We start from the raw sequence: 23,046 nt of genomic DNA, 5'->3' as shown, positions 1-23,046 counted from the left end.
GCATGCAGCAAACGACAGAGCGCTATCGCGCCGGGATGCCACAACTGGCCTATACAGGGCTGTCCGAAAACTGGCTGATCAAGGAATGCGGACATCGCCACTGGGAGGCGCTGGCGGGAGATGCGGGCCGGCGCGCACCGGATTTCGTCGATGACGACGGGAGCAAATCGTACGCGGCCTTCACCGCAATCAGATTGACGGGGGCAACGCTCCACGCAATCGGTGAGAACGACGACTTCGAACTCGGTACTGGGCTTTGCCGAACCGGTCCGGCTCGCCACTTTAGCCGGCACCGCCTGCTTTCGCGCAATGGCGAGTGCGCCATCGTGTCGATGTCGTCGACGTTCGTGCGGCGGCATGAGGTGCGAAACAACCGTTCAGTGACACGCGCCAGGTTCGCGGCAATGGGAGGCCCGACACCGACTCCTCCGGCAGACGCAGTGGACATGGCGCGGCGCGGCAAACAGTTTCGCGCCGGGCAGTGGGACGAGCGGTTGCCCTTCACCCGCGCCGATCGTGCCGGGAGCGACTGGATCGAATTTCTACCATGTCCGAACAACGATTTTAACGGTGCGGATTTTCTCTACTTTGCAAGCTTTCAGTCTTTTGTTGACCGTGCCGAATGGCAGCGCCACCGGTTCCACGAGCCACCGGTTATCGCAGGCCGCGAGTTGTTCTTCTACGGCAACATTAATGTTGGTGACACCCTTGGACTGCGCGTGGTCGCGGAGCAAAAGGATGAACACGGCCTCGTCCATTGGTGCGAGCTTCGTCGCGGCAGCGATCAGCAGAAGATTGCCGACGTAGTAACCAACAAGCATTGGAGGCAACGATGAACCGCGAGGGCGATATGCGCGGCGACCGTGGCTTCGCCGATGAAAGTCGCGATGCGGGACGGCACTCGCCCAGTGCGGTAGCACTTAAAGCGCTGTATACGGCGAGCGATCTCGAGGGGGTGTCGCATCTCGGCAGTCGGCCCGGTGAGGCGCCCTTCGTGCGAGGGCCCCATGCGTCGATGTATACGCAAAAGCCGTGGACGATCCGTCAATACGCAGGCTATGCGGACGCAGCCGATTCGAATCTTGCATTCCGGACGGCGCTTGCCGAAGGGGCGCAGGGTTTATCGGTTGCCTTCGATCTGCCGACGCATCGGGGCTACGATTCGGACGATCCTGCCGCGGTGGCCGATGTCGGCATGGCTGGAGTCGCAATCGACAGCGTCGAGGACATGAAGCGCCTGTTTCGGGAGATTCCGCTCGATCGGGTGTCGGTCTCGATGACGATGAGCGGCGCTGTACTACCCGTCCTGGCTGCATTCATCGTGGCAGCGCAAGAAAGTGGCGTGCGCACGGAGGCCCTGACGGGTACGATCCAGAATGACATCCTGAAGGAATACATGGTGCGCAATACCTGGATATTCGCGCCGGAGCCGTCTTTACGGATCGTCGCGGACGTCGTCGAGTATCTGGCCGAACGCGCGCCGCGCTTCAATGCAATGTCCATCTCAGGCTATCACTTTCAGGAAGCGGGCGCGGACGCGGTACTCGAACTCGCGCTGACGCTGTCCAATGCGCGCACCTACGTCGATGCCCTGGTGAAACGTGGCATGAATGTCGAGCGCATCGGCGAACGGCTGAGTTTCTTCTTTGGCGTTGGCACCGAATTCTTTGTGGAAGTCGCCAAACTTCGCGCCGCTCGGGTCCTCTGGGCCGGAATAATGAGCGAACTGGGTGCACGTGAGGCTCGCGCGCAAGCTTTGCGCATGCATTGCCAGACGTCGGGATGGTCGCTCACTGCACAGCATCCACAGAACAACATCGTCCGCACGACGATCGAGGCGATGGCCGCCGTGTTCGGCGGCACCCAGTCGCTGCATACCAATGCGTACGATGAAGCGCTTGCACTTCCAGGCGCGGATGCAACAAGGCTCGCGCGCGACACGCAGTTGATCATGCAGCATGAGATGGGCCTGTGCGATGTTGTCGACCCGTGGGCCGGCTCGTACATGATGGAGTCGATTACCGACGATATTGCCCGGCGCGTGCGTGATCTGATGACTCAAATTGCCGCGCAAGGAGGCGTCGTCGAAGCGATCTGCTCGGGTTGGGTACAGCAGCGCATTCACGAAGCCGCAACACGCACGCAGGCGCGGATCGATGCAGGGCAGCGTGTCGTCGTGGGTGTGAACCGGTTTCGATCACCGGATGCGGATACTCCGTCTAACTGTCTCGAGATCGACGGTCGGCGGGTTCGTGCCAGGCAAGTTCGGCAGCTTGCAGAACTGAAAGCAGGGCGCGACGATACCCTGGTCTCGCACGCGCTGGCGGCGCTAGCTGCCGGTGCGCGTGACGGCACCGGCAACCTGCTCGCCCTCACCATCGAGTGTGTCCGCGCGCGCGCGACAATCGGCGAATGCACGCGTGCGCTGGAGGCTGTCTGGCCGCGCTACAGGATGCCGAATCGTTTTAGCAGCGGAATTTACGGACAAGCGAGGATGGCCGATGCGGCATGGCATGACGCATGCAATCGTGTCAGTGCTCTCGCCGCGCGCCTCGGACGCATGCCCAGGGTGCTCATCGCGAAGGTGGGGCAGGACGGCCACGATCGGGGTGCAAAGACCGTTGCGGCGGCGTTGGCCGATGCCGGATTCTACGTGTCGCTCGGCGCGCTGTTCCGCTCGCCCGCAGAGGTGGTCGACGACGCCATCGCAGCGAAGGTGGATGTCGTCGGTATTTCGTCCCTATCGGGCGCGCATCTTGACCTTGTTGGCGAGGTCTTGCGCACGCTGCGGGTCCGTCGACCGGGCGCAGCGGTTGTGGTTGGCGGCATCATTCCGGACGAGCACGCATTATTGCTCAAACGCAATGGCATTTATGCGGTGTTCGGACCAGGGGCAACGATGGAGTCGATTGTGGCGAGCTTTGTCGAAACCGCCGAGCTGGCACTGGCATCGACATTGGCATCGGCCATTACGAGGTGATGTCCGATATTCGGCCCAAGGGCGTCTCGTGACGCAAGCGCGCTAGAAAGTCACCTTGATCAGAGGTGGGCTGTGAGCGGGAATCGTGTCTGTCTGAATTTTTAATAGACAAATGTCCGCGACGTATAAAACCGAGGTGATGGCGGAGGTTGTGCAGCCGCCGCGACGTCAGCGGCATTGCAAGGAGTTCAAGGCGCACGTGATCCGTGCGGCGATGCAGCCGAACGTGTCGATCGCGGCGATAGCGCCTGCCGTCTGAACGCCAAACGTATCAGCGCCGCGCTGTAAACATAGGTGGCTCGAATCGACATCCGAATTAGGCAGCGTGCATCGCACGCTCCTGAAAACAGCTTCCACATCTGGATTTCGGCTGTGAGGTCACTTTGCTGCCGCGATGTGTGCTGGTCAGCCGTTATCGCAAGATGCGTATGTTAAATGACCGCGGTCGGCTGCGTTAGCGAAATTAATGAACATTATCAGCGTGATTTGCGAACTTCAGCAAATTATGTAAGCGTCATCAGCAGATTGGCGAGTTCGACCGGCATATCTACCATCACGTCGTGACCGCACGGTACCTTGGAGACGCGCCAACCCGCTTTTCCGCTACTCTGCTTGGCGAAATACCGAAAGGGACTTGGATCCCAGCCTTCGGCAAGAATGAACAACCGATCCTCGATCGCCGATCCGCGTCCAGCAAGAAGGATTTGACTCTCGAATGTGGCTAGTGGCTGAGGTGAGCAACGGCGGTCGACCCATGCATGGTTCTTCGGCGCTACGTTGAACGCCGCTGCTGGGACTGGCTGTGTCAAACCACTGTTATCGGTCATCGCGCTCGCTCGAAAGGCCGATAGAAATGCAGCGGCGTCCTCTTTGGATAGCGCAACTTGAAGGCAGTCGTTGAGCGACTGCGCATGCTCGGGGACGAACGCGTCCAGGTAGACCAGCGACTTGATGCGATCGCTCATGCGGTCGGCCACACCGGTAATAACCATGCCACCGTAGGAGTGCCCCAGGAGGATAACGTCGGAGAGCTCCTCGGCCTCCAGGACGCCGCACACATCGCGGATGTGCGTTTCCAGCGTGATGTTCTGGTTGTTGAGATGCGCCCGCTCGCCGACGCCCGTGAGGGTGGGGGTGTAGACGGTGTGGCCGGATGCGCGCAACACACGTGCGGTGTCGCGGTAGCACCAGCCGCCGTGCCAGGCGCCGTGCAAAAGCACGAAGGTTGCAGGCGCCTTAGCGGGAGCCCCCTGATTCCTGTGTTCCAATTCCATATCGACTCCAGTTCATTTTTTCAGATACCCGGTTGGGCTCCGTCCGACTTTTGCCCAACCGAGTTGGTAACGAAAGGGTCTTCCGGTTGACCATCACAGTCGACAGCTGACTTCCATGACTGAAATAGGCAGATGGTCAATCAAGAGAAACGCGAAGTGCGGCACCCGTGGACACAAAGTGGTTGGACCACTCTGTGGTACCACTATAAAGAACTCTATAAGGAACGAATTCGTATATGGAAACAATGCCCGCGAATGCCTGAAGAGATGCCAGCGACGCGACGAGCGCGCATAAGTCCGCCCGCGCCGCCCTTGCATGGCCTGATGAAGGTGGCGCGGCTTGCGCGCTATTCGGCCCGTCAGGAGAAAAATCGTAGAAGTCGCGTTGCGGTTTCGATGGGCGCCTCCTCGGGCAAGAAATGCCCGCACGGGATGGCGTAACCATCCACCTCGTTCGCCCATCGGCGCCATTTTTCCAGTGGTGAACTTGCCGCTGGCGTCTCTTGTCCCCAAAGAACAAGGACGGGCGCCTCAATGGTTCGGACGCCCTGTTCGGAATCGTCCAATTCACGGTCGAAGGTCCATGCGGCCCGATAGTCTTCGCACATAGCGTGTATCGCATCAGGGTCGCCGATACTTTTCAGGTAGTCGGCGACGTTCGACGGATCGAACCGAAAACCTTTGGACGCATGGGCGCTCAACATAGTCTCGACATAGAAGGCGGGATCGTTGCCGATCATGCGTTCCGGAAACGGCTCATCGAGGGCCTGAAATGCCCAGTGCCAGAAGCGCAATGCCAAATGCCGGTCGAATGCCGCCATCGCGTCGCTCGTCGGTACGATATCGAGCACTGCAAGACGATCAATACGGTCGGGGTGGTCCAACGCAAGACGGTAGGCGACACGGCCTCCGCGGTCGTGTCCGGCCACGCTGAAGCGCCCGAATCCGAGAGCGTTCATTGTCGCTATCTGATCGAGTGCCAACTCGCGCTTCGAGTAGGCCGAGTGATCACCGCCTCCGCGCGGTTTGTCGCTTCGGCCATATCCGCGAAGGTCCGGTACGACCACCGTGAAATGTTCCGCCAGCACCGGCGCGACTGCGCTCCAGCAGACCCGTGTCTGTGGCGCGCCGTGCAATAAAAGAAGTGGCGGACCTGAACCGCCGACGAGCGAATCGATCTCGACGCCGTGACCGGGAAGCCGGCGCGATTCGAATCCTTCAATATGACCTGTTTCCATACAACCTCATCACCTGCTGGTTAGCAACGGCGTTTATCTCAGGAAGCGAGCAACTTGAAACGACGATACTTCGCCCCGTCACATCCGTCGCGAACGCTCTCGCGATCTCCGACATTTCAAGTGCGGCCGATTACGCAGTTTCATTCGATATGAACTCGCTCACCGCCTTGGCAAATTCGATAGGCCGCTCTTCGGGAACGTAGTGACCGCAGTCCTCAATGACGATGTCCGAGACGTTCGCCGCGACACGCCGAAGCGTCTGAGCGGAGGCCGGCCCATATCCCCATTGCCCGCCTATACTCAACGCTGGCATGGAAAGCGGTGTCTTGCCCCAGATGACATTGTCTTGCCGGTCGCGCGGCAAGGCCCTGTAGTAACTAAAGGAGCAACGCAAGGCGCCCGGACGCGCGAGGGCCTGGGCGTAGACGTCGATGTCGCCGTTGCTGATCGAGTCGGGATCGAATACGCCAACGGACTCCCGGCGCACGAAGTGGTTCACGAAGAGAAACTCGCGGCCTTCAACGAGCGATTCCGAAATGTCTCCGGCCATGTTGAAGCCGAAATGCCAGCTTCCACCGCGCGATACGTCCATCGCTTCTTCCTGTCCGAACGCCGGAAGACTGCTTTCGACAAAGACGAAGTGGCTGACCGTTTCCGGCCACTGGGCGGCGTAAGCATACGCAACGTGTCCGCCCAGATCGTGACCGACTATTGCCACCCTTTCTATACCCAACGCGTCGATCAACTCGTGAAGCTTTTGCGCGATGGTCTTCTTGTCGAAGCCGGACTCGGGTTTCGAGGAATCGCCGAAGCCGGGGAGGTCGGGCGCGATTACGTCGAACTGCTGACCCAGCAGGGGCATGACACGCCGCCACGCCCAGGATGTTTGCGGCCAGCCATGCAAAAGCAGCACGGTTTGTTTTGCGCCGGCTGCCGTGCTGCGACGATAGGCTAGTCGCCCATCATGCAGGCGGTGAGAGCGAAACGGAATGTTTTCGTGGGTCATCTTCATTCTCTTGCAAAGGTGGCTACATCTTCGATGCTCGACGCTGGCAGGTCGGTGGGTGCACCGTCCGCCGCGAAGAGGCTCTTGATGGAAATGGCGATCACGCCGATTGCCATCGGCACGCAAAGCGCACCGAACACGGCATTGAAGCTCCAGCCGGTCGCAAGCAGAAGGCCACCCGTGGCCGCACCGCTGATGGCGCCGAACCGGCCTATACCCTGTTCCCAGCTCGTACCCGTTGCGCGAACGAACGTGGGATAAAAGCGCGCGGCCAAGGCGACATAGCCCACGTTCAGGCTGTTCATGCAATAGCCCATCGCGCATACGAGCAGACTCGTGGCGATGAACGTCCGCTCGGTGACAGCGATGCACAGCGCGCACAGGCCGGCGGCGACATGCGTTGCACAGAGCACCTTGTGAGGCGAATAGCGGTCCATGCACCAGCCGACAGCCAGCGAGCCCAGTGCTCCGCCGGTCTGGCCGAGCGTCGCGATCAACGACGCGTCGGCGAGGCTCATGCCTGCGTCCTTGATCATCAGCGGCAGCCAGCTATTGATGAGGTAGAGCGTAAAGAGCGTCGCGAATACGCCGACCCATAGACTCACGGTTCCGATGAGATACCCGCGCCCGACGATGATCGCCACCTTGCCTCTGCCGCTGCCCGCCATGTCGTCCGTGGTGCGAATGACCGTGCCGGCAAGCAGGACACCAGGCGCGAGCTTCTGCATGATGCGTTGAACCGCCAGCCTTTTGTCGGAGCGTGTCGCAAGAAATCGGATGGACTCCGGCAACGCCAGCATCATCACGATGCCTAGTGCGATCGGCAGCACGCCGCCGGCGAAGAGAACCGCGCGCCAACCGGATAGTGCGATGAGGATGTTGCTCGCAAGGCCGCCCATCGCACCGCCGATCGCAAAGCCCGCGTACACGAGCGTGATCATAAGGTTGCGATGCCTTGCGGGTGCGTACTCCGATACCAGTGTCGCAGTGTTGGGCATGGAGGCACCCAGACCGAGTCCCGTCAGAAACCGCAGCAGCGCCAGGGTCCATATGTCGTTCGCAAAGGACGACGCAAGACTGAAGAGGCCGAACAGAAAAACTGACGAAACGATGACTGCTTTCCTGCCGAGCCGGTCGCCGATCGGACCTGCCGCGAGAGCACCGACGGCGAGACCGAAAAGCCCGCTCATGAAAACCGGCGATAGCGCGACACGCGCGATCTTCCAGTCGGCGACGAGCGCCGGCGCAACGAACCCCATGGCAGTCGTGTCCATCCCATCGAGGATCAATACCAGCAAACCCAACAGAACGACGCGAATCTGGAAGGAACACAACGGCCGCCCGTCCAGGAATGTCTTGATGTCGATTTTCGATTCGGCTTCCACGCAAGAGTCTCCTCTGATTTTTTTGTTTAATCACCCGCAAAACTGAAACATCGCGTCGATGAAGTGCCCCGGCTGCTCTTCGGCGACAAAATGGCCGGCGTCTGGAATCGATACGCTCGTCACGTTCGATGACACCGTGCCCAGGCGATCGCCGACGCGACCAGCCCAGCGCTTTTGTCCGCCAATCGCAAGAACCGGAAGGTCTTCGGGAAGTCGTCCTGCACTGCGGTTGTCGATTGCGTCCTGAGGGAACTGGCGGTACATCTCCATGGCCGCGCGAAACGCACCAGGATGCTTGTATGCCTCGACATACTCGTTGATGTCAGGAAGGGAGATCGAGCCTCGCCGGAATGTTTGCTGATTGATGAACGAGCTGATGTACACGTGCTCCCGTCCGCCGACGATCAAGGCTTCGGGCAGATCCCGCTTTTGATGAAAGGCAAAATGCCAGACACGCGGATCCGTGATCACCTGATCCCAATCGCCGATACCGGGAATGGTCACATCGATGACCGTAAGGGAACGCGCGGGATAGCGGCTGGCGTAAGCGTAGGCAATCATCCCGCCGATATCATGACCGACAATGTGCGCGGGCTCACCGTGCAGTCCCTCGACGAGAGCGTGGAGATCGGCGGCCATCTCGCGCTTCGTGTATCCGTATGCGGGCTTGTCGGACAAGCCAACGCCTTTGAGGTCCGGCGCGACGACGGTATATCGCTCACCCAGTTCTGCGATGACGCTGTTCCAGCACCACCAATTTTGCGGGAAGCCGTGAATGAGGAGCATCAGCGGCGCGGAGCCGGGCGCCTTGCCGCCGATCACATAATGCAGATTGACATCGTTCACGATTGCGGACCGATGCTCGAACGACGAGGGCATCTGGACAGTATCTTGGGAAATATGCATGACAGAAAGGTCCGTTAACCCGGTTAGTTGATCACACCGTGCTTGAGCGCATCGGCAGACGCGCGCAAATCTTCCATTGGCGATGAGGAAATGATCTCCAGAACGGAGGTGCCGGAAAATCCGATGTCGCTCACGGCTTTCAGGATTTCATCGAAACGCACTGTTCCAAGACCAATACGGTCATGCCGCCACTGGCTGCGTGTTCCGTCGGAAAGATGGAGTTGCCCGATGCGATTGCCCGATCGCCTGATTGCGTCGGGCTGATCTTCTCCGACGAATTCGGCGTTCGAGACGTCGTAGGCAATCCGCAGCCTTTCATGAGGCAGCCCGTCGAGAAAGGCAAGCATCGCGTCAGTGGTCGGAATGGGTGTCTGTGGATGAAGCTCGACGAAGATCTTCTGATCGAGCCGCTCGGCAACCCGGACAAGCTGCTCCAGACTGTCTCGCAGGAGCAGTTGCGAATCCTCGCGAGGTGGAGGGAACAGCGAAGAGACTCGGCCGGGAACTACGACCACTGCGCCTGCACCGAGGTCCGAGGCGAGTTGCATCGTGCGGACGTACAGGTCAATGGAATAGCGTCGGAACTCTTCGACGCGACTGACGAGATTGAGATCGAGCGCCGGAAGATTGAGCGACTCGATGCGAATGCCTTCGTGTCTCAAGTTGGCCGCCAGGCCTGCTCGATCCGCTGCGGATAGCTCATCGGGCCAGAGATGACCGGGGACGACCAGCACGTCGAAGTCGTTCAGATCCAGCTTTTGCATCTCGCGCATTGCGGCGACCGCTGTGTCTTGCCACATGAATGAGAAGGTGCTGCCTCCAAAGCCTCGTGCAATATTTTCCATGTTCTCCTCGCATGTAAAGCGTTGTTCGGTTGAAGTTCAATTTCAATGGTCTAAGTGTGAACTAGTTCTCGTGTGGGAACAAGGATTATTTGGCGGTTTCTATTCCGATCGGATGCCAGGTCCCAGCCGGAGCCTGCTTGACTTTTGCTAGACTCGATATACCATGTTCCCATATATGAACAAGGACCAGATGGCCATGCGAACGAATGATGTCGAGACAGCGAGTACCGTGAAGTCAGCTGACCGTACCCTGGACCTGCTTGAGCTTCTGGCTCAGTGGGGCCGTGAAATGTCGCATACGGAAATAGCAGAGGCGCTCGACATTCCCAAGAGCAGTTTGACGAAGCTGATTCGTAATCTCACGGACCGCGGGTACTTGCGCTTCGTGGCCGAAACCAAAGGCTACCGGCTCGGCGACGCCATTCTTAAGCTCGCCCAGCAGTCGAACCAGGTGCGCAGCCTGATCGCCTGCGCGGAACCGGTTTTGCGCGATATCACGCAGCAGACCGCGGAATCGTGCGCGCTTAACCAGCTGAAGGGCGAACAGGTCGAAGTCGTCGCCACGGTCATCAGTCAGCAGCGCCTGCAATCGCACATGCGGCTCGGCGATCTCGCGCCTCTTTATGCCGTGTCTGGCGGCAAGGCGATTCTTGCCTTTCTTCCTGACGTGATGCGTGAGGAATACCTGCGAGGGGTCACCTTTGAGCGCTTCACGAAGAACACGATTTCCACCAAGAAAGCCTTGCTCGCTACGCTGGAAGACGTGCGCAAGAAGGGCTGTGCGCATTCGCTGGAAGAGTACACGCCGGGCATCGTGGGTGTCGGCGTGCCCATCCTGTCGGCAAACGGCTTCCCGCTCGGTTCGTTGAATCTGGCGATTCCGGCCGTGCGTTACTCGAAGGAGATCGGCGAGCGGGCAATCGCCATTCTCACGACTTCGGCGGCACGGATTCAGCGTCAATATCTCGCGGAGTGACGCGCTCAGGCGAGAAAGCGCTGCATCCTTTCCATGATGGTGCGCGCCTGTTGATCGAATGGGCGCCCACGTAATTCGCGGGTCGGGGCCTCGACGGCAAGTGTCAGGTCGGGCGGCAATTTCGCCAACAGTTCGCGCAAGGGGAGTTGGCCGTCACCGGGCAGCAGGCGCGCAGTGCGCGCTTCCGTCCTCCGCGCGTCGACCGAATCAGGAGAAGCACGCGGGCCGTCGCATATCTGAATGTATTCGATGAGGCTGGCGTTCACATTACCGATATCCTCCACGCTGGCGCCGGAGCGAAACACTTGCAGTGTGTCGATCAGGATGCGCGCATTCGGCTGGTGGCTTGAGCGGATCAGCGAGAGCGCGTCGTCCAGTGTGCCGACGGGACAATAGGTGATGAGTTCGAGGCCGACGGTCATATCGAAGCGTGCGGCGGCTTCGCACAGCGCGCTGAAGTTGTCGATGAGGCGAGCGCGGTCGTCGTCGAAGCCTACGGCCAGCGCATGCTTCGCGCCAAGGCGATGCCCTGCCTCGAGGGCCGGAAGCAGGTCTTCGATCCGCGTGCTGGCCTGTAGCCAGATCGCTTCGATATCGAGCAGGCGAACGCCGGTCGCTTCCATTCGGGCCGCGAGTTCCCGCAAGAGAACAGGGTCATGTGCCACGTCGATGATCGTATCCGCCACGGTCGGCGCGACCACGCGCAATCCGTAGTAGTCGAATCCACCGGCATGCGCGGCGTCGGCGAGCTGCAGCGGATGCGCGTCCAGCATGGTCAGGTGATGCAAGGAGAGCTTGTGCATTGAGTCCTTCCGCTAGTTTCTGGGTTTGTCCGGGAGCACGAAACGGTACGTGAGCAGCGACGTGTCCGATGCGACTTCGTGGCCGCCGGGGCTCACCTGTCCGTCTGTCTTCGCGAGCTTTGTGATCAGGGCATCCTTCACGCCGAAGACGACATCCGAGTCCAGGTACGGATCGCCATCGATGAAAACATGCGTCACGATAGTCTCGAAGCCCGGCGCGCTCAGTTTGAAATGGACATGCGCAGGACGAAACGGGTGACGCCCCTGAGCGTCCAGCATCGCGCCCACTGGGCCATCGTTCGGGATAGGGTAGGCAGCGGGCACGACGGATCGATACCAGAAGCGTCCCTCCTGATCTGTATGAAAGCGCGCGCGCATGTCGAGCGCCGATTTGCCGGCGTCGCGCTGAACATCGTAGAAGCCGCGATCGTCGGCGTGCCAGGTCTCGATCAATGCACCCGCTATCGGATTGCCTCGGGAATCCTCGACCTTACCTTCGACCAGCAGCGCCGGCCCATCGGACTCACGCGAGATAGGTGAACCGATCGGGAAGTCCTGCGCTTGCTCCACATAGAACGGCCCGAGCACCGTGGTCTGCGTGGTGTCTTCCTCGAAGCGATGATTGATCGCATCGACGAGCATGGAGACGCCCAGTGTGTCCGACAACAGGATGAACTCTTGCCGCGTATCCGAGCACATCTGCCCGGTCCTCGTGAGAAACGCGATTGCACCGGCCCATTCCGCTTCGGTCGGTTCGATCTCTTTCACGAAAGCATGGAGATGGCGCACAAGCGCCTCGCTGATCTGGCGCGTGCGCGGGATTGCGCAGCCGCTCAGGCTGTCGAGAACGGCTTGCGTGATGTTGTCCTCGTCGAAATTTCGCATGGGCATCCTCATTCCATCGGCTCGGGAGGCACGCCTTTCCATGCCTGCCGAAGCATGTGGCCGAGCGCGTGAACGTCGGGCGCACGGGGGTTCGAGTAGGTGTTCTGCATGATCAGTTCCACTGCGCGATCGATGCCCGATTCAAGCATGCCGAGCGCTTCGAGCGAGCGCGGCGCATCGAGTTCGACGGCGAGCTCGTATAAACCGGTCCACGCGTGCCGGGCATTCAGCGCGCGAGCAATGCGCGCCATCGCCAGGGGAGCGGCATGCGCGTTGTAGGCGACGACATGCGGAATCAGGACCGCATGCGTTTGCGCGTGCTGGAGGTCGAATGTTCCGCCGAGCACGTGACATATCTTGTGATGCAAGCCCATCCGGACTGTTCCGAGGCATGTGCCGCACAGCCACGCGCCGTATTGGGCGAGCCGCCGTGTCTCGACGGACTTCGGTGAATGGACGATGCGCGGCAACGACTCCCTTAGGGCCGCGATACCTTCTTCCGCCATCAGCGAGGTCACCGGATTGGCGTCCGCCGCATAAAGCGCCTCGATCGCATGCGCGATTGCATTCAGACCGCTGGCGATACTCAGCGCGACAGGCAGACTCAGCGTGAGCTCGACATCGTAAATGACGACCTCGGGCAGCACCTCTAGCGTGCGCTGCGTGTGCTTCTGCCCATCGCGCGTCTCGCCGATAATGGGCGTCACCTCGGAGCCCGCGTACGTAGTGGGTAGCACGATCTGTGGCATTTTCGTGCGCAACGCAATGGATTTCGAGAGCCCTATGGACGAACCGCCGCCGATCGCAACGACGCAATCCGCACGCGCGGTTTGTGCGGCATCGAGCGCCCTTTGGGTCACATCCCAGGGCGTATGCATCGCGGCATCGGCGAAGAGGGTAGTTGATCCGGCATCGAACTGCCGCGCGACGTGGTCGCCGAGCGCCGCCTGTTCGCGTGTCGTGACAATTAAAGGACGTGTGCATCCGAGTCTTCCAACTTCCGCTGCGACCTCCTCGCGCTTGCCCGCGCCCATGACGATGCGGGCGGGCAACGCGTCGTAGGTGAAAGCGTCGATCTGAGCTCTCATGACAGTGTTCCCGTATCGAGCCACGCGCGGCCGCGCGCATAGAGCGCATCGACGGCGGGGCCGGTGAGTCCGGGCATGTCGCGTTTGACGTCGTAGCCGATCTTCGTCTGAATATACGCGAGATGACGATAACCCTCGGGGAAGCGGCCGAGTATTTCGGCATCGAGATTCGGCGTCACGCCGTTTTCGACAGGATCGAGTCGGTCTTTCTCGTAGATTGGCTGACGCAGGCGCAGCAGCCATTCGCCATCCAGTTTTTCATAGAAGTCGTAGAAGCGCCCGGTGCACACGACATCGCTGCGATGACCCTCCACGTCGCCGCGTTGCGAGATGGTCATCTTGGTCTGTGCGATCGCACGCGTACCCGCAAGGTCGATGGACGTGCCACCGAGAAAATGCAGGATGCTGACGCCGCGTGCCCAACCCTCTCGCGTCACGCGAATAAACTCGGGTCCGCTGCCCTGAAACCAGGTGGCCATCATCACACCCTCTGGATGCCACAGTTTCGCGAACCGCTCCCAGTCTCCGGCATCCCGCCACACGGCCCAGTTTTCGATTGCTTCACGAATGGCCAAACGGTCGAGCATCACAGCGTTCATAGTTATCCTTGTGTTCATAAATGTAAATACGTTCACATATTGATTTCGCTTGAGTGTGGCGTCAAGCCCGTTTTGGCCATTTCAGGAGTAAACCCTTGTTTGTTTCTCTATGTGAACTTGACCGGAAAATCCGTTGACATCGTCTTCGTTCGGATTCTAAGCTTGCAAGTGCACAAATGGGAACTAGTTCACATAGCAATTCGAATGATGAGGAGGCTTCAGTCAAATGTCAGAAATCAACATCGCGGTAATCGGAGCGGGAGTCATCGGGAAGCGTCATATGCAGGAGATCGCGAATAGCGATCGTTGTCGGCTCGCGGCAATCGCCGATCCATCTCCCGAAGCCGATCACGAGGCGGCTACGCTGGGCGTGGCGCTTTATAAGGACTATCGCAAGCTGCTCGATACGGAGCGCCTCGATGCGGTCATCGTATGCACACCAAACAGCACGCATGTGGACGTCGGAATGGCGTGTATCGACCGTGGAATTCCGGTGCTGATCGAAAAGCCGATTAGCGATGACCTCGCAACCGCGCTTGCGCTCGCCGAGGCGGCACGCACTGCGCGTGTGCCGGTACTCGTCGGACATCACCGCCGGCACAACCCGATGGTGCGGGCTGCAAAGAAGGTGATAAGCGAAGGGCGCATCGGCAAGCTGGTGGTTGCGAACATCATGTGCCTTGTCTACAAGCCCGATGTTTACTTTGCGGTTCCCTGGCGTCGCCGTACAGGGGGTGGCCCGATTCTGATCAACATGATTCATGAGATCGATCTGATTCGGCATCTTTGTGGAGAGATCGCTTCGGTTCAGGCGGTATCGTCGAGCGGGACCCGGGGGCATGAAGTCGAGGATTCGGCCGCTTGCACGCTTGAGCTCGAGAACGGAACGGTGGCGAACATCAGCCTCTCCGATGTCGCCGCGACGCCGTGGAGCTGGGATACCGCAGCTGGAGAAGACCGTGAGCTCTTCGACTACCGTCCGGTGCCGACACATTTCTTCGCGGGCACGAACGGCGCGCTTTCATTGCCGGACAGAACGCTCTGGTCATATGACGGTGAGAAAGGCCGTCATCGCCCGATTCATGACGAGCGCATTCCAATAGAAGAAGAGAACGTCTACGCAAATCAATTGCGGCATTTCATTGATGTCGTGAGCGGCGTGGCCGAACCGCTTATCGACGCGCACGATGCCGCGCAAACGCTTGCAGCAACCCTCGCTGTCGTGGAAGCAGCGCGCACGGGCCGGAAGATTCATGTCAGTGCGGATAACCGGTTCAGAACCGGCGAGGCCATTGCATGAAGCGGTGCGTGCACGGACGAAAATAAACAAGGAGACACAGATGCTCGCTGCCAGGCAACTCAATGTTCAGGAATTCCTCGATACGCGTCCCTTCAGCGCTTTCCACTGGAAGATCATGGTGCTGGGGTTGGCTGTGCTAATTCTCGACGGATTGGATGTCGTCGCGATGGGCTTCATCGCGCCTGCGATCATCAGAGACTGGAAGGTCGGTCAGGTGGCGCTGGGCCCAGTCCTGAGCATGGGGCTTTTCGGACTTGCAATAGGCGCCCTGACCGGTGGGCCGCTGGCCGACCGCTTCGGCAGGCGCAAGGTCGTGATCGGTGCTGTGTTCTTCTTCGGGCTGATGAGCCTGCTTTCATCGTGGTCGCCCAATCTCGCGGTGCTGTCGCTCATGCGCTTTCTGACCGGCCTCGGACTGGGCGCGTCGCAACCGAATGCGGCCACGCTCGCGTCCGAGTATGCGCCGAAGAAGTATCGTTCGATGATGGTGACCGTGATCTATTGCGGTTTCACGCTCGGTGCCGCCGGTGGCGGGTTCCTTTCGACTTATCTCATCGACCGGCATGGATGGCAGTCGATACTGCTGGTCGGTGGTGTAGTGCCGATTCTCTTTGCCTTCGTCCTGGCGTTCGTGCTGCCCGAATCCGCGAAGTTTCTGGCAATGAAGCAGGGGGGACGCAACGCGCTGGTGCGCGTGCTCAATCAGATCGAGCCCTCATCCGCCGACGCCTCGACCATGTTCGTCGCCGCTGAACGCGCGCAGGCGGGGCGGGGCGCCATCCGTCTCATGGTGAGCAAGCCTCATAGGGCTGTCACGCTCGCGCTCTGGGTCGGCCTGTTCATGAACCTGATGACCGTCTATTTTCTCAATAGCTGGTTGCCGATCATTGTGACGGGTAATCACTTTTCGCTGAGTGAGGCAGCGTTGGTCGCGGCCATGATGCAGGTTGGGGGCACGTTTGGGAACGTCGTCATCGGGTGGGAGATGGATCGCTTCAGAGCGCACAGGGTCATGATCGGCACATTGCTCGCCGCAAGTGTTTTCGCGGTGATTCTGGCAAGGGTGTCGTTCACGCTCGCGGGCCTGATGACGATGGTGTTCCTTCTCGGCTACTGTACCAACTCGACCAACACGGGATGGACTGCGATGGCCGCGAACTACTATCCGACCGAGATGCGTGCCACGGGCACGAGCTGGATGACGGGCATCGGACGCTTCGGCGCGATATCGGGGGCGTATGTCGGGGCGATCCTGCTGAGTCTGAACTGGAGCTTCGGCCAGCTCATCATGTCACTCACGATCCCGATCGGTGCCGCGATCGTCGCGGCGTATATCGGCGGCCGCCGAAGCAATGCGGTGCTGCCGATACTACGGAATGCAGCTTCGCATTGACTGGCTTGCGTCGGGTTGAACGATCCGGCGCCCACATGGAAAATATGATGACGATTAAAGATGAAAGGTATTCCGTCGACTCACCCGTCGATGCGTTGACGCGCCTCTTTTATATCCTTGGTTCGCCTATCGCGCATGTTCGCGCGCCGGTTGTCTGGAGCGCGCTCTTCAAGCGCTACGGCGTCAACGCCTTGATGCTGCCCGCCGACGTCACCGCTTCAAATTTCAATACCGCGATGAAAGGGCTGAAGGCGACCGAAAACGTCGATGGTGCAATCTTCACCATGCCGCACAAGCTCGCGGCAATGGACCACGCCGACGTGTTGACGCAACGTGCGCAACGCATCGGTTCCATCAACCTGCTGCGGCGACTGACGAATGGGACCTGGGAAGGCGACAACGTCGATGGTGCCGGCTTCCTCGCGGGCTTGCATGCGGATGGCGTGAGCCTGGAGGGCGCCAACATCTATTTGCACGGCTGCGGTGGCGTGGGCCGATGCATAGGATGGACGCTTGGAATGGAGAAGATCGCGAGCCTCACCGTCCATGACGCGGATGAAGGGCGTGCACGTGAGTTGGCGCGCTCCATCGCTACGGTATCCACCGCCCGGCTCGCAACGGGAATGCCATCGATGGAGAACATCGATATCGCCATCAACGCATCGCCGGTCGGACTGAACGCCGGCGACGCCCTGCCATTTCCCGTCGACGCACTGCCGTCCCATGCGCTCGTCGCCGATGTGATCATGGAGCCCCACACGACCGCGCTGCTTGGAGCGGCGCAAGCGCGTGGACTCAAGGTTCATCATGGAAAGAACATGATGAATTACGCCATGCCGATAGCGGCGTCGTTCTTTGGCTTTCCGCCTTCTTTCGACTGGAACGGGAAAGTGCTTTAGAGACACGTGTTGCCGAGTCGTGACGACAGCTGTTCCGTCGGGCAGCTTGTTCGCGCGTATCGGTCATTTGACCGATACCTCAGCGACCAGTCGAATGCCATGATGCCTTCGGAGCCGTGACGATACTCGCGGTGACGAAAGCCGGCTTCCTCAGGGCAAGCCCACAAGAATTCCTGGAGGATGAGTGCCATGTCGGTTCATCATTTCGTTGTTCTCATCGGCGTGAGCTGGCTACCTCGGGCATTCGGCGTTTGGGCCGCTCTTTCAGGAGTTCTCCAGCTGCGCCGTGCCGTCTGTCACTGGAAGCGCTCCGGCGCGCAATGGGGCATGATCTCGAATGGCGCACGGTCGGCGCTGGCCGGGGCACTGCTTTTCAGCGCGGCCATGGGCGCTGTCTACTTCCTGATCGCGGGGTTGTGGTGGTCGGTGGGCGGATTGCGCCGCAAATGTATCGGCACGCCATGAACAACCGACAAATCTGACGGGCTACCGTCCAGTTCGTCCGGCATGCCGCCGGGTATTGACGAGCAAAAATCGCGAGCAACAAGCTATCGACTCGCATCGGAGCATGAGATGGATGACAACGATATTCCGCTTGCCAACGGCAAGGTGCAGTATAAGACGCTATTGCGCGAGGAAGGCTGCTCGATCCTGCAAACGACGGTTCAAGCCGGCGGTGAGACGCAATGGCATCACCACACGAATGTCAGTGACCGGTTTCTCGTGATCCGTGGCGTCCTGACCGTCGAGTTGAATATCGGCGGCCACGTTCAGAGCACCAGGGTGCGTGAATTTTACTCGGTTGATCCGGGCACCGTTCACCACGTCAAGAACGAAACAAACGAGGATGTCGTCTATCTCACGGTCCAGGCGGGCGGGGTCGCGGACATTGTGCTGGCCGGATTGTCTCGCTGAGGCACGCAACGCCATGCATCTAGATCAAGCCCATCGTCGCCGCCTTGAGCGTTGCTGCTGCGCGTGTCGAACACTCGAGCTTGCGAAACACGCTCTCGACGTGGGTGCGCACGGTGCTCGGACTCATCGTCAATTCCTGGGCGGCTTCCTTGTTGCTCGCACCTCGCGAGATCGCACGCAGCACGTCAATCTCTCTCGCAGACAGACGTGGACCATGCGGCGCACTCCTTGCCACGCGCCTCGCGACGGGGACGCGTTCCGCCACCAACGCATCGACCACCTCGCGGCATAGCCGGCCATTGGCAGCCTCGTCTTGCAACACGTGTGCGGCAGCCTCGTCGGCCAGCGCGGCGCGCCAAGGGCGCGTTGAGCGCAACGCAACCCACGCCACCGACGCAGCCAGCACACGAGCCTCCAACGTCAGAGCCGGATCGCGCGCGCCGCGAAAATACCCCGAACCGTCTTGCCGCTCGTACACATACGACGCAAGCACGGTGGCCTCGCCCAGTGCGCCGGTTTGCTTGCCGGCGCGCTCTGTCCAGTACGGCACCAGCCGCACCTTTTCCCAGGCGCTCGGCGACAAAGGCGTGGGTAGGTTCCACACATCGTTGGGCACGGCGGCCCTACCGATGCCATGAATCAATCCAGCCCGATATACCAGTGCGCGTGCTGCGTCATCCGACGTGAACCGGGCGTAGCAGTCGGCAGCCGTCATTGCGACCGCACGTGAAAAGCCCGTCATCCACGGCAATTTCAGATCGATGATGTCGGCGATCAATTCAACCGACGTGGTCCGTTGCATATCGGCTGTCGCCAACACGACGTCAAAATCGTCCAACGATTGGTGCGCCAGTTCCGTCAGCCAACTCCGTGCATGGCATGTCGCTGTCGCGACGAGGTGCGCCGGATACCGCGCGCCGGAGCGTTGTTCGATCAGTGCAAGCGCCGCTTCGACGCCATAGGTGCGGCTGAACACCTCCAGGTCGCCGGCAAGCGCGACGACCAGTACGGATATCGGCACCGCCTCGCGCGCGAGTTGCGCGGGCAAGCCTCTGCCGTCCCAGGTTTCGAAAATGTGGCGCAGCGCCGTTTCGGTCGCCTTCGAAAGGCCCATAATTCGCGCGACCTCGCCGGATACTTCGCAGTGAGTTTGCGCGAGTGGCATCAGCGCGGCGCCGACTCCGCCAATCGTCTCGGCGATACCGGGCCTGCTCTCAAGCATCGCGGTCCGGATCGCGATGTCGTCGCCGAACACTGTTGCGAACCCTGCCGCGTTTGCCGTGCAACCCGACCAACGTAGCAGCGACACCTCGCGCACAGCGTCGCAAGCCGAGGCCTGGAGTCCGGCCGCATGTGCGAGCCGTGCTGCCAGCCACCCGGTGCGCAACGAATGGTCGGTCGGCTGTCCCATGCTTAGATCGCCGATGAAAGCGAGTGCTCTCACGGCATCGAAAATACGCAGCGTGGTGTGGCTGGCATCAAGGTCGAACATCGGATTGGGTATGGAACGTCACGAGAATGGCTAACAATCATACGCGACGATACGAGGTGCCGCACGGCAGTGCTGTCTGGGGATATCGGTATTCGGGTTGTGCGCGAACTGGTCGAACGGCGGGCGCTCGTCAAGCCAGCGTGGCGTGTCTTCGATCGGCACGTGCTCGGGGACAAGTGGCTTGCCGAGCAGACGCGAGTAGCACTGTGACAGTAGCTAAAAAATCGGGATCGGTGCGCAGGCTCGTTTCCGTACGTCGCTATGCGGCGTCCATCTGCGATTTCTCCCGAAACGTGGGAACACGAAGTGTGGCCCAGGCCGGCGGCAAAGTCACGATGGCGGGAGCGCGAAGCAGGGGCGTTGCCGGACTGTTCGCTGATCTAGTCTTTGAACAAGGCGCCGATTGCCCGGCGAGCCCGTGAGAGCCGGCTCATGATCGTGTCGATCGGCACGCCGAGCGCTTCGGCTGCTTCGTTGTAACTTAGCCCTTCGACACCGACCAGCAGCATGACCACACGTTGCGCTTCCGGCAATGCCTGCACGGCGCTGACGATCTGCCTGTCCATCGCATGCTGTTCCGGCGTGGCTGCCAACGGCCCGGCGGCGGTCTCCAGGAACTCGTGGTCCCAATTCACGCTGCCGCGGCTGCGCACGTTGCGCCCGCGTTGCTCGTCGATCCAGGTGGATTGCACGATCGAGAACATCCAGCCAAGCGGCGCGGTGCCCGGTCGCAATTGATGCGTGTGTTCCAGGGCGCGAACGCAGGCTCGCAGCACGAGGTCTTCGGCGTCGTGCCGATTGACGGAGATGCGCAACGCAAATGCCCATAATCGCGGCAGCATGCCTGGAAGCGTGCTGGCTAAGTCTGCTTCAGTCATCGACGTTGTTCCTTGTTTGATGTCGTATAGCTGGCTTTTCCGGGGGCGACGAAGATCGGTGTGTATGACACCGGTCGGGAAGATAAAGCTATCCGCCATCCGCATCGGCGCGCAGTCGTTCAGTCTGGCGGCGATGATGAAAGTTCAGCGAAAAAAGGCCGGCGCACCTTGTCGGATTGCGCCGGCCTGGCTCGGGAAGATCATGCGCTATTGCGCCAGCACTTCAACCTACTACACAAACTCTCGCAAGCGCGCGCTCTACGGCTAATCCATAGAGCGGCTCCAGAGCCCGACTGGCGGTGTATAACTGCATTTCTCGAGCGAGTCTCTTACCGCACCCCTGTTCTGTGCGCAAATCTCTTGTAGAAACCAGAACCTGTAGGAATTCCTTCTGCAATTCATCAAGCCGCGGACGGATGTCGCTTGCCAGATCGGCCCTTGGTTCATCGGGCGCTCCTCCGATTCGTCGCCATTGCGCATGAAGACCGTATTGGACGAGCTTATTCGCTTCTATCTGATCCGAAAAAAAGTGCGTTGCCTCCTGGTCGGATAGGCCCGCTGCGCGAGCTTCCATCCTCGCGGTTGCCAGGACCTCTTCCTCTCGCGGCAAATCTTCGATTGCGGACCTCGAATCCCACTTCGCCAATGCGACCTGCTTTGCAATGCTGAGTCTCGTTACCGTTAATTCAATCAATGGCCTGAACGTTTTAGCATCAGGAACCGATCCTATGGAATAGGGCGCTGCGAACAAGAGTGAAGCGGAGAGAGGAACGAATAGAGATAGAATGCCAAGAGATTGGATTTTCATTAAATGAAGTCCTATTGAACGATGCGCCAGAGATATCAGCTTTTCAGTTGCTGACAATCCTGTGCTTTCCGATAGTGAAAATTGCCAAAATTATCCGGTCCAAACGTATTCGTAGTGGTCAACGTAGAGGATCGTAAAAATACAACGGAATGATTCGTCTGCATCGAGGACACGCGTGAGATGACTGCGACGACGCTTCTCGCAAGCTCTCAAATCGCGTTAAGTCGCGCATGCTTCACATGTAACCACACAGCGGATATCAAGAAGTATGCTGCACCAACGGCTGCGTAGCCCGCTATTTTGAAAATAGCGGGAGGCGTTGATGCGCCGCTTTGGATAATGAAGAAAGCTCCCGCGAGCGCGGATTGTGCTCCGCTTAGAATCATTGCCCACTGTGCCCCAAGGTCCTTCCAGCGGCGGACCGCGGTAGCGAGTTGAAGTAGCCCGGAGAGGATCGCCCAAACACCAAAGATCACGAGTATCGGAGGCGCCCCTATGCTCAATTCCAGGACCACCGCGACCGCTGTAACGGCGCTGACAGCAATGTTGATGGCCTGTGTCCGGTTCTTACCGGTTCCACCGCTGCGCGACATGTCGATGAAATTGGCCAAAGCGTCCCAGGCGGGGTAAATGACAAGTAGGACCGCGACGCCGGCTGTGGCCTGCTTACCGATGGAAAATGCTAATACCACCCAGATGGCGGAAAATGCTGCCCGGACGGAATAATATGATTTGAGCCACCCCTCTTCGCTGGCGCTGCTCGATTTAATGTGACGTTCAAACATTCAAACTCCTCATAGACTGGCATCCGAAGTCGGCGCGTGCGGCATTTACCGAATGGATGCCAGACATATCGCCGCCTCCGATGCGGATAAATCAAGCAATAGAATGACATCGTCCATGCCGAATGGTATCGGTCGAATGACCGATACCATTCGGCATGGCTCGACTTGTCCCTGTGATCAACTTCATCTACCGCAGGGGTGGATGGAAGCTTCGGTAGAGGGCTGCATGCCGGTGTGCCCGATGAGATTGAATTTTCGACCGAGTCACAGATGGGATGCCTCGATTGAAGTTGACCCACGAAAGCGGACACGTGGTCAAGGTCGGATGCACACCGCAAGGCACGCGGCTGATGCTGCGCGCGCTGGACATGACGCCGCAGCCGCGGCGACCCAACGGCATGATCCATCACTCGAGTCAGGTGTATCAGGGTGACTCGCCTTGGTCGGTCATTTGACCGATAGCGTTGCGCGACCCCGGATGCGATTCTTGTCACGGGCTAAGGCACGAGTATTCAAACGATGACCGTGCAACGTGACAGTCTTTCACGAGCCAGATTTCGAGTTGAGTCTGTGAGGGGCGGCGCGGCGCAC

The 23,046-nt window shown here is 59.7% G+C and carries 24 protein-coding genes; 10 read left to right on the top strand and 14 right to left on the bottom strand.

Annotated features, from left to right (window positions below; genetic code table 11):
- Positions 1-2 precede the first annotated feature (2 nt).
- Both ACZ9H4_RS16260 and scpA read left to right on the top strand, forming a co-directional pair.
- Positions 3-836 carry a Pnap_2097 family protein gene (locus ACZ9H4_RS16260; protein WP_476119657.1) on the top strand — a complete coding sequence of 278 codons (834 nt, stop codon included), beginning with the start codon at positions 3-5 and terminating at the stop codon, positions 834-836.
- Positions 833-2,980, top strand: a complete 2,148-nt coding sequence (scpA, locus tag ACZ9H4_RS16255; protein ID WP_476119655.1) for a methylmalonyl-CoA mutase — start codon at positions 833-835, stop codon at positions 2,978-2,980. Before ACZ9H4_RS16260 ends, scpA begins: the two co-directional genes overlap by 4 nt.
- A gap of 503 nt (positions 2,981-3,483) precedes the next feature.
- On the opposite strand, the gene ACZ9H4_RS16250 is transcribed toward scpA, so the two are convergent.
- The 6 genes from ACZ9H4_RS16250 to ACZ9H4_RS16225 all read right to left on the bottom strand — a co-directional run bounded on the left by ACZ9H4_RS16250 (position 3,484) and on the right by ACZ9H4_RS16225 (position 9,634).
- Complete coding sequence (locus ACZ9H4_RS16250; RefSeq protein WP_408153406.1) at positions 3,484-4,254, bottom strand: alpha/beta fold hydrolase; 771 nt, start codon at positions 4,252-4,254, stop codon at positions 3,484-3,486.
- A gap of 359 nt (positions 4,255-4,613) precedes the next feature.
- The gene (locus ACZ9H4_RS16245; protein WP_476119652.1) at positions 4,614-5,492 is read right to left on the bottom strand and encodes an alpha/beta fold hydrolase; all 879 of its coding nucleotides are present in this window, start codon (positions 5,490-5,492) and stop codon (positions 4,614-4,616) included.
- 130 nt (positions 5,493-5,622) lie between these two features.
- Entirely contained in the window at positions 5,623-6,498 is an 876-nt protein-coding gene (locus ACZ9H4_RS16240) for an alpha/beta fold hydrolase (protein ID WP_408141449.1), read from the bottom strand.
- Between the two features lie 2 nt (positions 6,499-6,500).
- Positions 6,501-7,883 (bottom strand): MFS transporter, encoded by a 1,383-nt coding sequence (locus ACZ9H4_RS16235; protein ID WP_408141448.1) that lies wholly within the window; start codon positions 7,881-7,883, stop codon positions 6,501-6,503.
- Between the two features lie 30 nt (positions 7,884-7,913).
- Complete coding sequence (locus ACZ9H4_RS16230) at positions 7,914-8,789, bottom strand: alpha/beta fold hydrolase (protein WP_408141447.1); 876 nt, start codon at positions 8,787-8,789, stop codon at positions 7,914-7,916.
- A gap of 23 nt (positions 8,790-8,812) precedes the next feature.
- Positions 8,813-9,634, bottom strand: a complete 822-nt coding sequence (locus ACZ9H4_RS16225; protein ID WP_476119649.1) for a sugar phosphate isomerase/epimerase family protein — start codon at positions 9,632-9,634, stop codon at positions 8,813-8,815.
- Between the two features lie 196 nt (positions 9,635-9,830).
- Between ACZ9H4_RS16225 and ACZ9H4_RS16220 the strand changes: the two genes are divergently transcribed.
- Positions 9,831-10,610 (top strand): IclR family transcriptional regulator, encoded by a 780-nt coding sequence (locus tag ACZ9H4_RS16220; RefSeq protein ID WP_408153410.1) that lies wholly within the window; start codon positions 9,831-9,833, stop codon positions 10,608-10,610.
- A gap of 5 nt (positions 10,611-10,615) precedes the next feature.
- On the opposite strand, the gene ACZ9H4_RS16215 is transcribed toward ACZ9H4_RS16220, so the two are convergent.
- The 4 genes from ACZ9H4_RS16215 to ACZ9H4_RS16200 are packed head-to-tail and all read right to left on the bottom strand — an operon-like array spanning position 10,616 to position 13,985.
- Complete coding sequence (locus ACZ9H4_RS16215) at positions 10,616-11,413, bottom strand: sugar phosphate isomerase/epimerase family protein (protein ID WP_408141444.1); 798 nt, start codon at positions 11,411-11,413, stop codon at positions 10,616-10,618.
- Between the two features lie 12 nt (positions 11,414-11,425).
- Complete coding sequence (locus ACZ9H4_RS16210) at positions 11,426-12,298, bottom strand: intradiol ring-cleavage dioxygenase (protein ID WP_408141443.1); 873 nt, start codon at positions 12,296-12,298, stop codon at positions 11,426-11,428.
- An 8-nt stretch (positions 12,299-12,306) separates the two neighbouring features.
- On the bottom strand, positions 12,307-13,386 hold the full coding sequence (locus tag ACZ9H4_RS16205; protein ID WP_476119646.1) for a maleylacetate reductase: 1,080 nt from the start codon (positions 13,384-13,386) through the stop codon (positions 12,307-12,309).
- Complete coding sequence (locus ACZ9H4_RS16200) at positions 13,383-13,985, bottom strand: nuclear transport factor 2 family protein (RefSeq protein ID WP_408153414.1); 603 nt, start codon at positions 13,983-13,985, stop codon at positions 13,383-13,385. Before ACZ9H4_RS16200 ends, ACZ9H4_RS16205 begins: the two co-directional genes overlap by 4 nt.
- A 226-nt stretch (positions 13,986-14,211) precedes the next feature.
- Between ACZ9H4_RS16200 and ACZ9H4_RS16195 the strand changes: the two genes are divergently transcribed.
- The 5 genes from ACZ9H4_RS16195 (at position 14,212) to ACZ9H4_RS16175 (ending at position 18,492) form a co-directional block, all read left to right on the top strand.
- Complete coding sequence (locus ACZ9H4_RS16195; protein WP_476119643.1) at positions 14,212-15,285, top strand: Gfo/Idh/MocA family protein; 1,074 nt, start codon at positions 14,212-14,214, stop codon at positions 15,283-15,285.
- A 40-nt stretch (positions 15,286-15,325) separates the two neighbouring features.
- Positions 15,326-16,678 (top strand): MFS transporter, encoded by a 1,353-nt coding sequence (locus tag ACZ9H4_RS16190; protein ID WP_476119641.1) that lies wholly within the window; start codon positions 15,326-15,328, stop codon positions 16,676-16,678.
- Between the two features lie 35 nt (positions 16,679-16,713).
- Positions 16,714-17,577, top strand: coding sequence for a shikimate dehydrogenase family protein (locus ACZ9H4_RS16185; protein ID WP_408153417.1), 864 nt, complete (start codon positions 16,714-16,716; stop codon positions 17,575-17,577).
- A gap of 189 nt (positions 17,578-17,766) precedes the next feature.
- Positions 17,767-18,042, top strand: coding sequence for a hypothetical protein (locus tag ACZ9H4_RS16180; RefSeq protein ID WP_476119638.1), 276 nt, complete (start codon positions 17,767-17,769; stop codon positions 18,040-18,042).
- Between the two features lie 108 nt (positions 18,043-18,150).
- Positions 18,151-18,492, top strand: coding sequence for a cupin domain-containing protein (locus tag ACZ9H4_RS16175; protein ID WP_408153418.1), 342 nt, complete (start codon positions 18,151-18,153; stop codon positions 18,490-18,492).
- A 19-nt stretch (positions 18,493-18,511) separates the two neighbouring features.
- Here the strand turns inward: ACZ9H4_RS16175 and ACZ9H4_RS16170 are convergent, their stop codons facing one another.
- Both ACZ9H4_RS16170 and ACZ9H4_RS16165 read right to left on the bottom strand, forming a co-directional pair.
- The gene (locus tag ACZ9H4_RS16170) at positions 18,512-19,984 is read right to left on the bottom strand and encodes an HD domain-containing phosphohydrolase (protein ID WP_476119636.1); all 1,473 of its coding nucleotides are present in this window, start codon (positions 19,982-19,984) and stop codon (positions 18,512-18,514) included.
- 380 nt (positions 19,985-20,364) lie between these two features.
- Entirely contained in the window at positions 20,365-20,862 is a 498-nt protein-coding gene (locus ACZ9H4_RS16165) for an RNA polymerase sigma factor (RefSeq protein ID WP_476119634.1), read from the bottom strand.
- Positions 20,863-20,926: 64 nt separating this feature from the next.
- On the opposite strand from ACZ9H4_RS16165, the gene ACZ9H4_RS16160 reads away from it, so the two are divergent.
- Positions 20,927-21,130, top strand: coding sequence for a hypothetical protein (locus ACZ9H4_RS16160; RefSeq protein WP_476119859.1), 204 nt, complete (start codon positions 20,927-20,929; stop codon positions 21,128-21,130).
- Here ACZ9H4_RS16160 and ACZ9H4_RS16155 read toward each other — a convergent pair.
- A complete protein-coding gene (locus tag ACZ9H4_RS16155; protein ID WP_408141517.1) occupies positions 21,086-21,670 on the bottom strand; it encodes a chorismate mutase in 585 nt (194 codons plus the stop codon). The genes ACZ9H4_RS16160 and ACZ9H4_RS16155 overlap by 45 nt on opposite strands.
- A 209-nt stretch (positions 21,671-21,879) precedes the next feature.
- A complete protein-coding gene (locus tag ACZ9H4_RS16150; protein WP_476119632.1) occupies positions 21,880-22,455 on the bottom strand; it encodes a DUF308 domain-containing protein in 576 nt (191 codons plus the stop codon).
- Positions 22,456-22,739: 284 nt separating this feature from the next.
- Between ACZ9H4_RS16150 and ACZ9H4_RS16145 the strand changes: the two genes are divergently transcribed.
- Positions 22,740-22,910 carry a hypothetical protein gene (locus ACZ9H4_RS16145; RefSeq protein ID WP_408327697.1) on the top strand — a complete coding sequence of 57 codons (171 nt, stop codon included), beginning with the start codon at positions 22,740-22,742 and terminating at the stop codon, positions 22,908-22,910.
- The last annotated feature ends 136 nt before the right edge of the window (positions 22,911-23,046 follow it).

It is taken from the genome of Paraburkholderia sp. TE9906 (assembly GCF_056279605.1).
The sequence above is the reverse complement of the archived record's forward strand: the minus strand, read 5'-3'. Positions and strand labels throughout refer to the sequence as shown.

Excerpts from the sequence above, each read along its gene's own strand:
- ACZ9H4_RS16170 (WP_476119636.1), bottom strand. The coding sequence starts at position 19,984 with ATGTTCGACCTTGATGCCAGCCACACCACGCTGCGTATTTTCGATGCC.
- ACZ9H4_RS16165 (WP_476119634.1), bottom strand. The coding sequence starts at position 20,862 with ATGACTGAAGCAGACTTAGCCAGCACGCTTCCAGGCATGCTGCCGCGA.
- ACZ9H4_RS16205 (WP_476119646.1), bottom strand. The coding sequence starts at position 13,386 with ATGAGAGCTCAGATCGACGCTTTCACCTACGACGCGTTGCCCGCCCGC.
- ACZ9H4_RS16190 (WP_476119641.1), top strand. The coding sequence starts at position 15,326 with ATGCTCGCTGCCAGGCAACTCAATGTTCAGGAATTCCTCGATACGCGT.
- ACZ9H4_RS16220 (WP_408153410.1), top strand. The coding sequence starts at position 9,831 with ATGCGAACGAATGATGTCGAGACAGCGAGTACCGTGAAGTCAGCTGAC.
- ACZ9H4_RS16150 (WP_476119632.1), bottom strand. The coding sequence starts at position 22,455 with ATGTTTGAACGTCACATTAAATCGAGCAGCGCCAGCGAAGAGGGGTGG.
- ACZ9H4_RS16240 (WP_408141449.1), bottom strand. The coding sequence starts at position 6,498 with ATGACCCACGAAAACATTCCGTTTCGCTCTCACCGCCTGCATGATGGG.
- ACZ9H4_RS16250 (WP_408153406.1), bottom strand. The coding sequence starts at position 4,254 with ATGGAATTGGAACACAGGAATCAGGGGGCTCCCGCTAAGGCGCCTGCA.
- ACZ9H4_RS16225 (WP_476119649.1), bottom strand. The coding sequence starts at position 9,634 with ATGGAAAATATTGCACGAGGCTTTGGAGGCAGCACCTTCTCATTCATG.
- ACZ9H4_RS16260 (WP_476119657.1), top strand. The coding sequence starts at position 3 with ATGCAGCAAACGACAGAGCGCTATCGCGCCGGGATGCCACAACTGGCC.
- ACZ9H4_RS16175 (WP_408153418.1), top strand. The coding sequence starts at position 18,151 with ATGGATGACAACGATATTCCGCTTGCCAACGGCAAGGTGCAGTATAAG.
- ACZ9H4_RS16230 (WP_408141447.1), bottom strand. The coding sequence starts at position 8,789 with ATGCATATTTCCCAAGATACTGTCCAGATGCCCTCGTCGTTCGAGCAT.
- ACZ9H4_RS16185 (WP_408153417.1), top strand. The coding sequence starts at position 16,714 with ATGGAAAATATGATGACGATTAAAGATGAAAGGTATTCCGTCGACTCA.
- ACZ9H4_RS16200 (WP_408153414.1), bottom strand. The coding sequence starts at position 13,985 with ATGAACGCTGTGATGCTCGACCGTTTGGCCATTCGTGAAGCAATCGAA.
- ACZ9H4_RS16160 (WP_476119859.1), top strand. The coding sequence starts at position 20,927 with ATGACACCGGTCGGGAAGATAAAGCTATCCGCCATCCGCATCGGCGCG.
- ACZ9H4_RS16155 (WP_408141517.1), bottom strand. The coding sequence starts at position 21,670 with ATGAAAATCCAATCTCTTGGCATTCTATCTCTATTCGTTCCTCTCTCC.
- scpA (WP_476119655.1), top strand. The coding sequence starts at position 833 with ATGAACCGCGAGGGCGATATGCGCGGCGACCGTGGCTTCGCCGATGAA.
- ACZ9H4_RS16195 (WP_476119643.1), top strand. The coding sequence starts at position 14,212 with ATGTCAGAAATCAACATCGCGGTAATCGGAGCGGGAGTCATCGGGAAG.
- ACZ9H4_RS16210 (WP_408141443.1), bottom strand. The coding sequence starts at position 12,298 with ATGCGAAATTTCGACGAGGACAACATCACGCAAGCCGTTCTCGACAGC.
- ACZ9H4_RS16215 (WP_408141444.1), bottom strand. The coding sequence starts at position 11,413 with ATGCACAAGCTCTCCTTGCATCACCTGACCATGCTGGACGCGCATCCG.
- ACZ9H4_RS16180 (WP_476119638.1), top strand. The coding sequence starts at position 17,767 with ATGTCGGTTCATCATTTCGTTGTTCTCATCGGCGTGAGCTGGCTACCT.
- ACZ9H4_RS16245 (WP_476119652.1), bottom strand. The coding sequence starts at position 5,492 with ATGGAAACAGGTCATATTGAAGGATTCGAATCGCGCCGGCTTCCCGGT.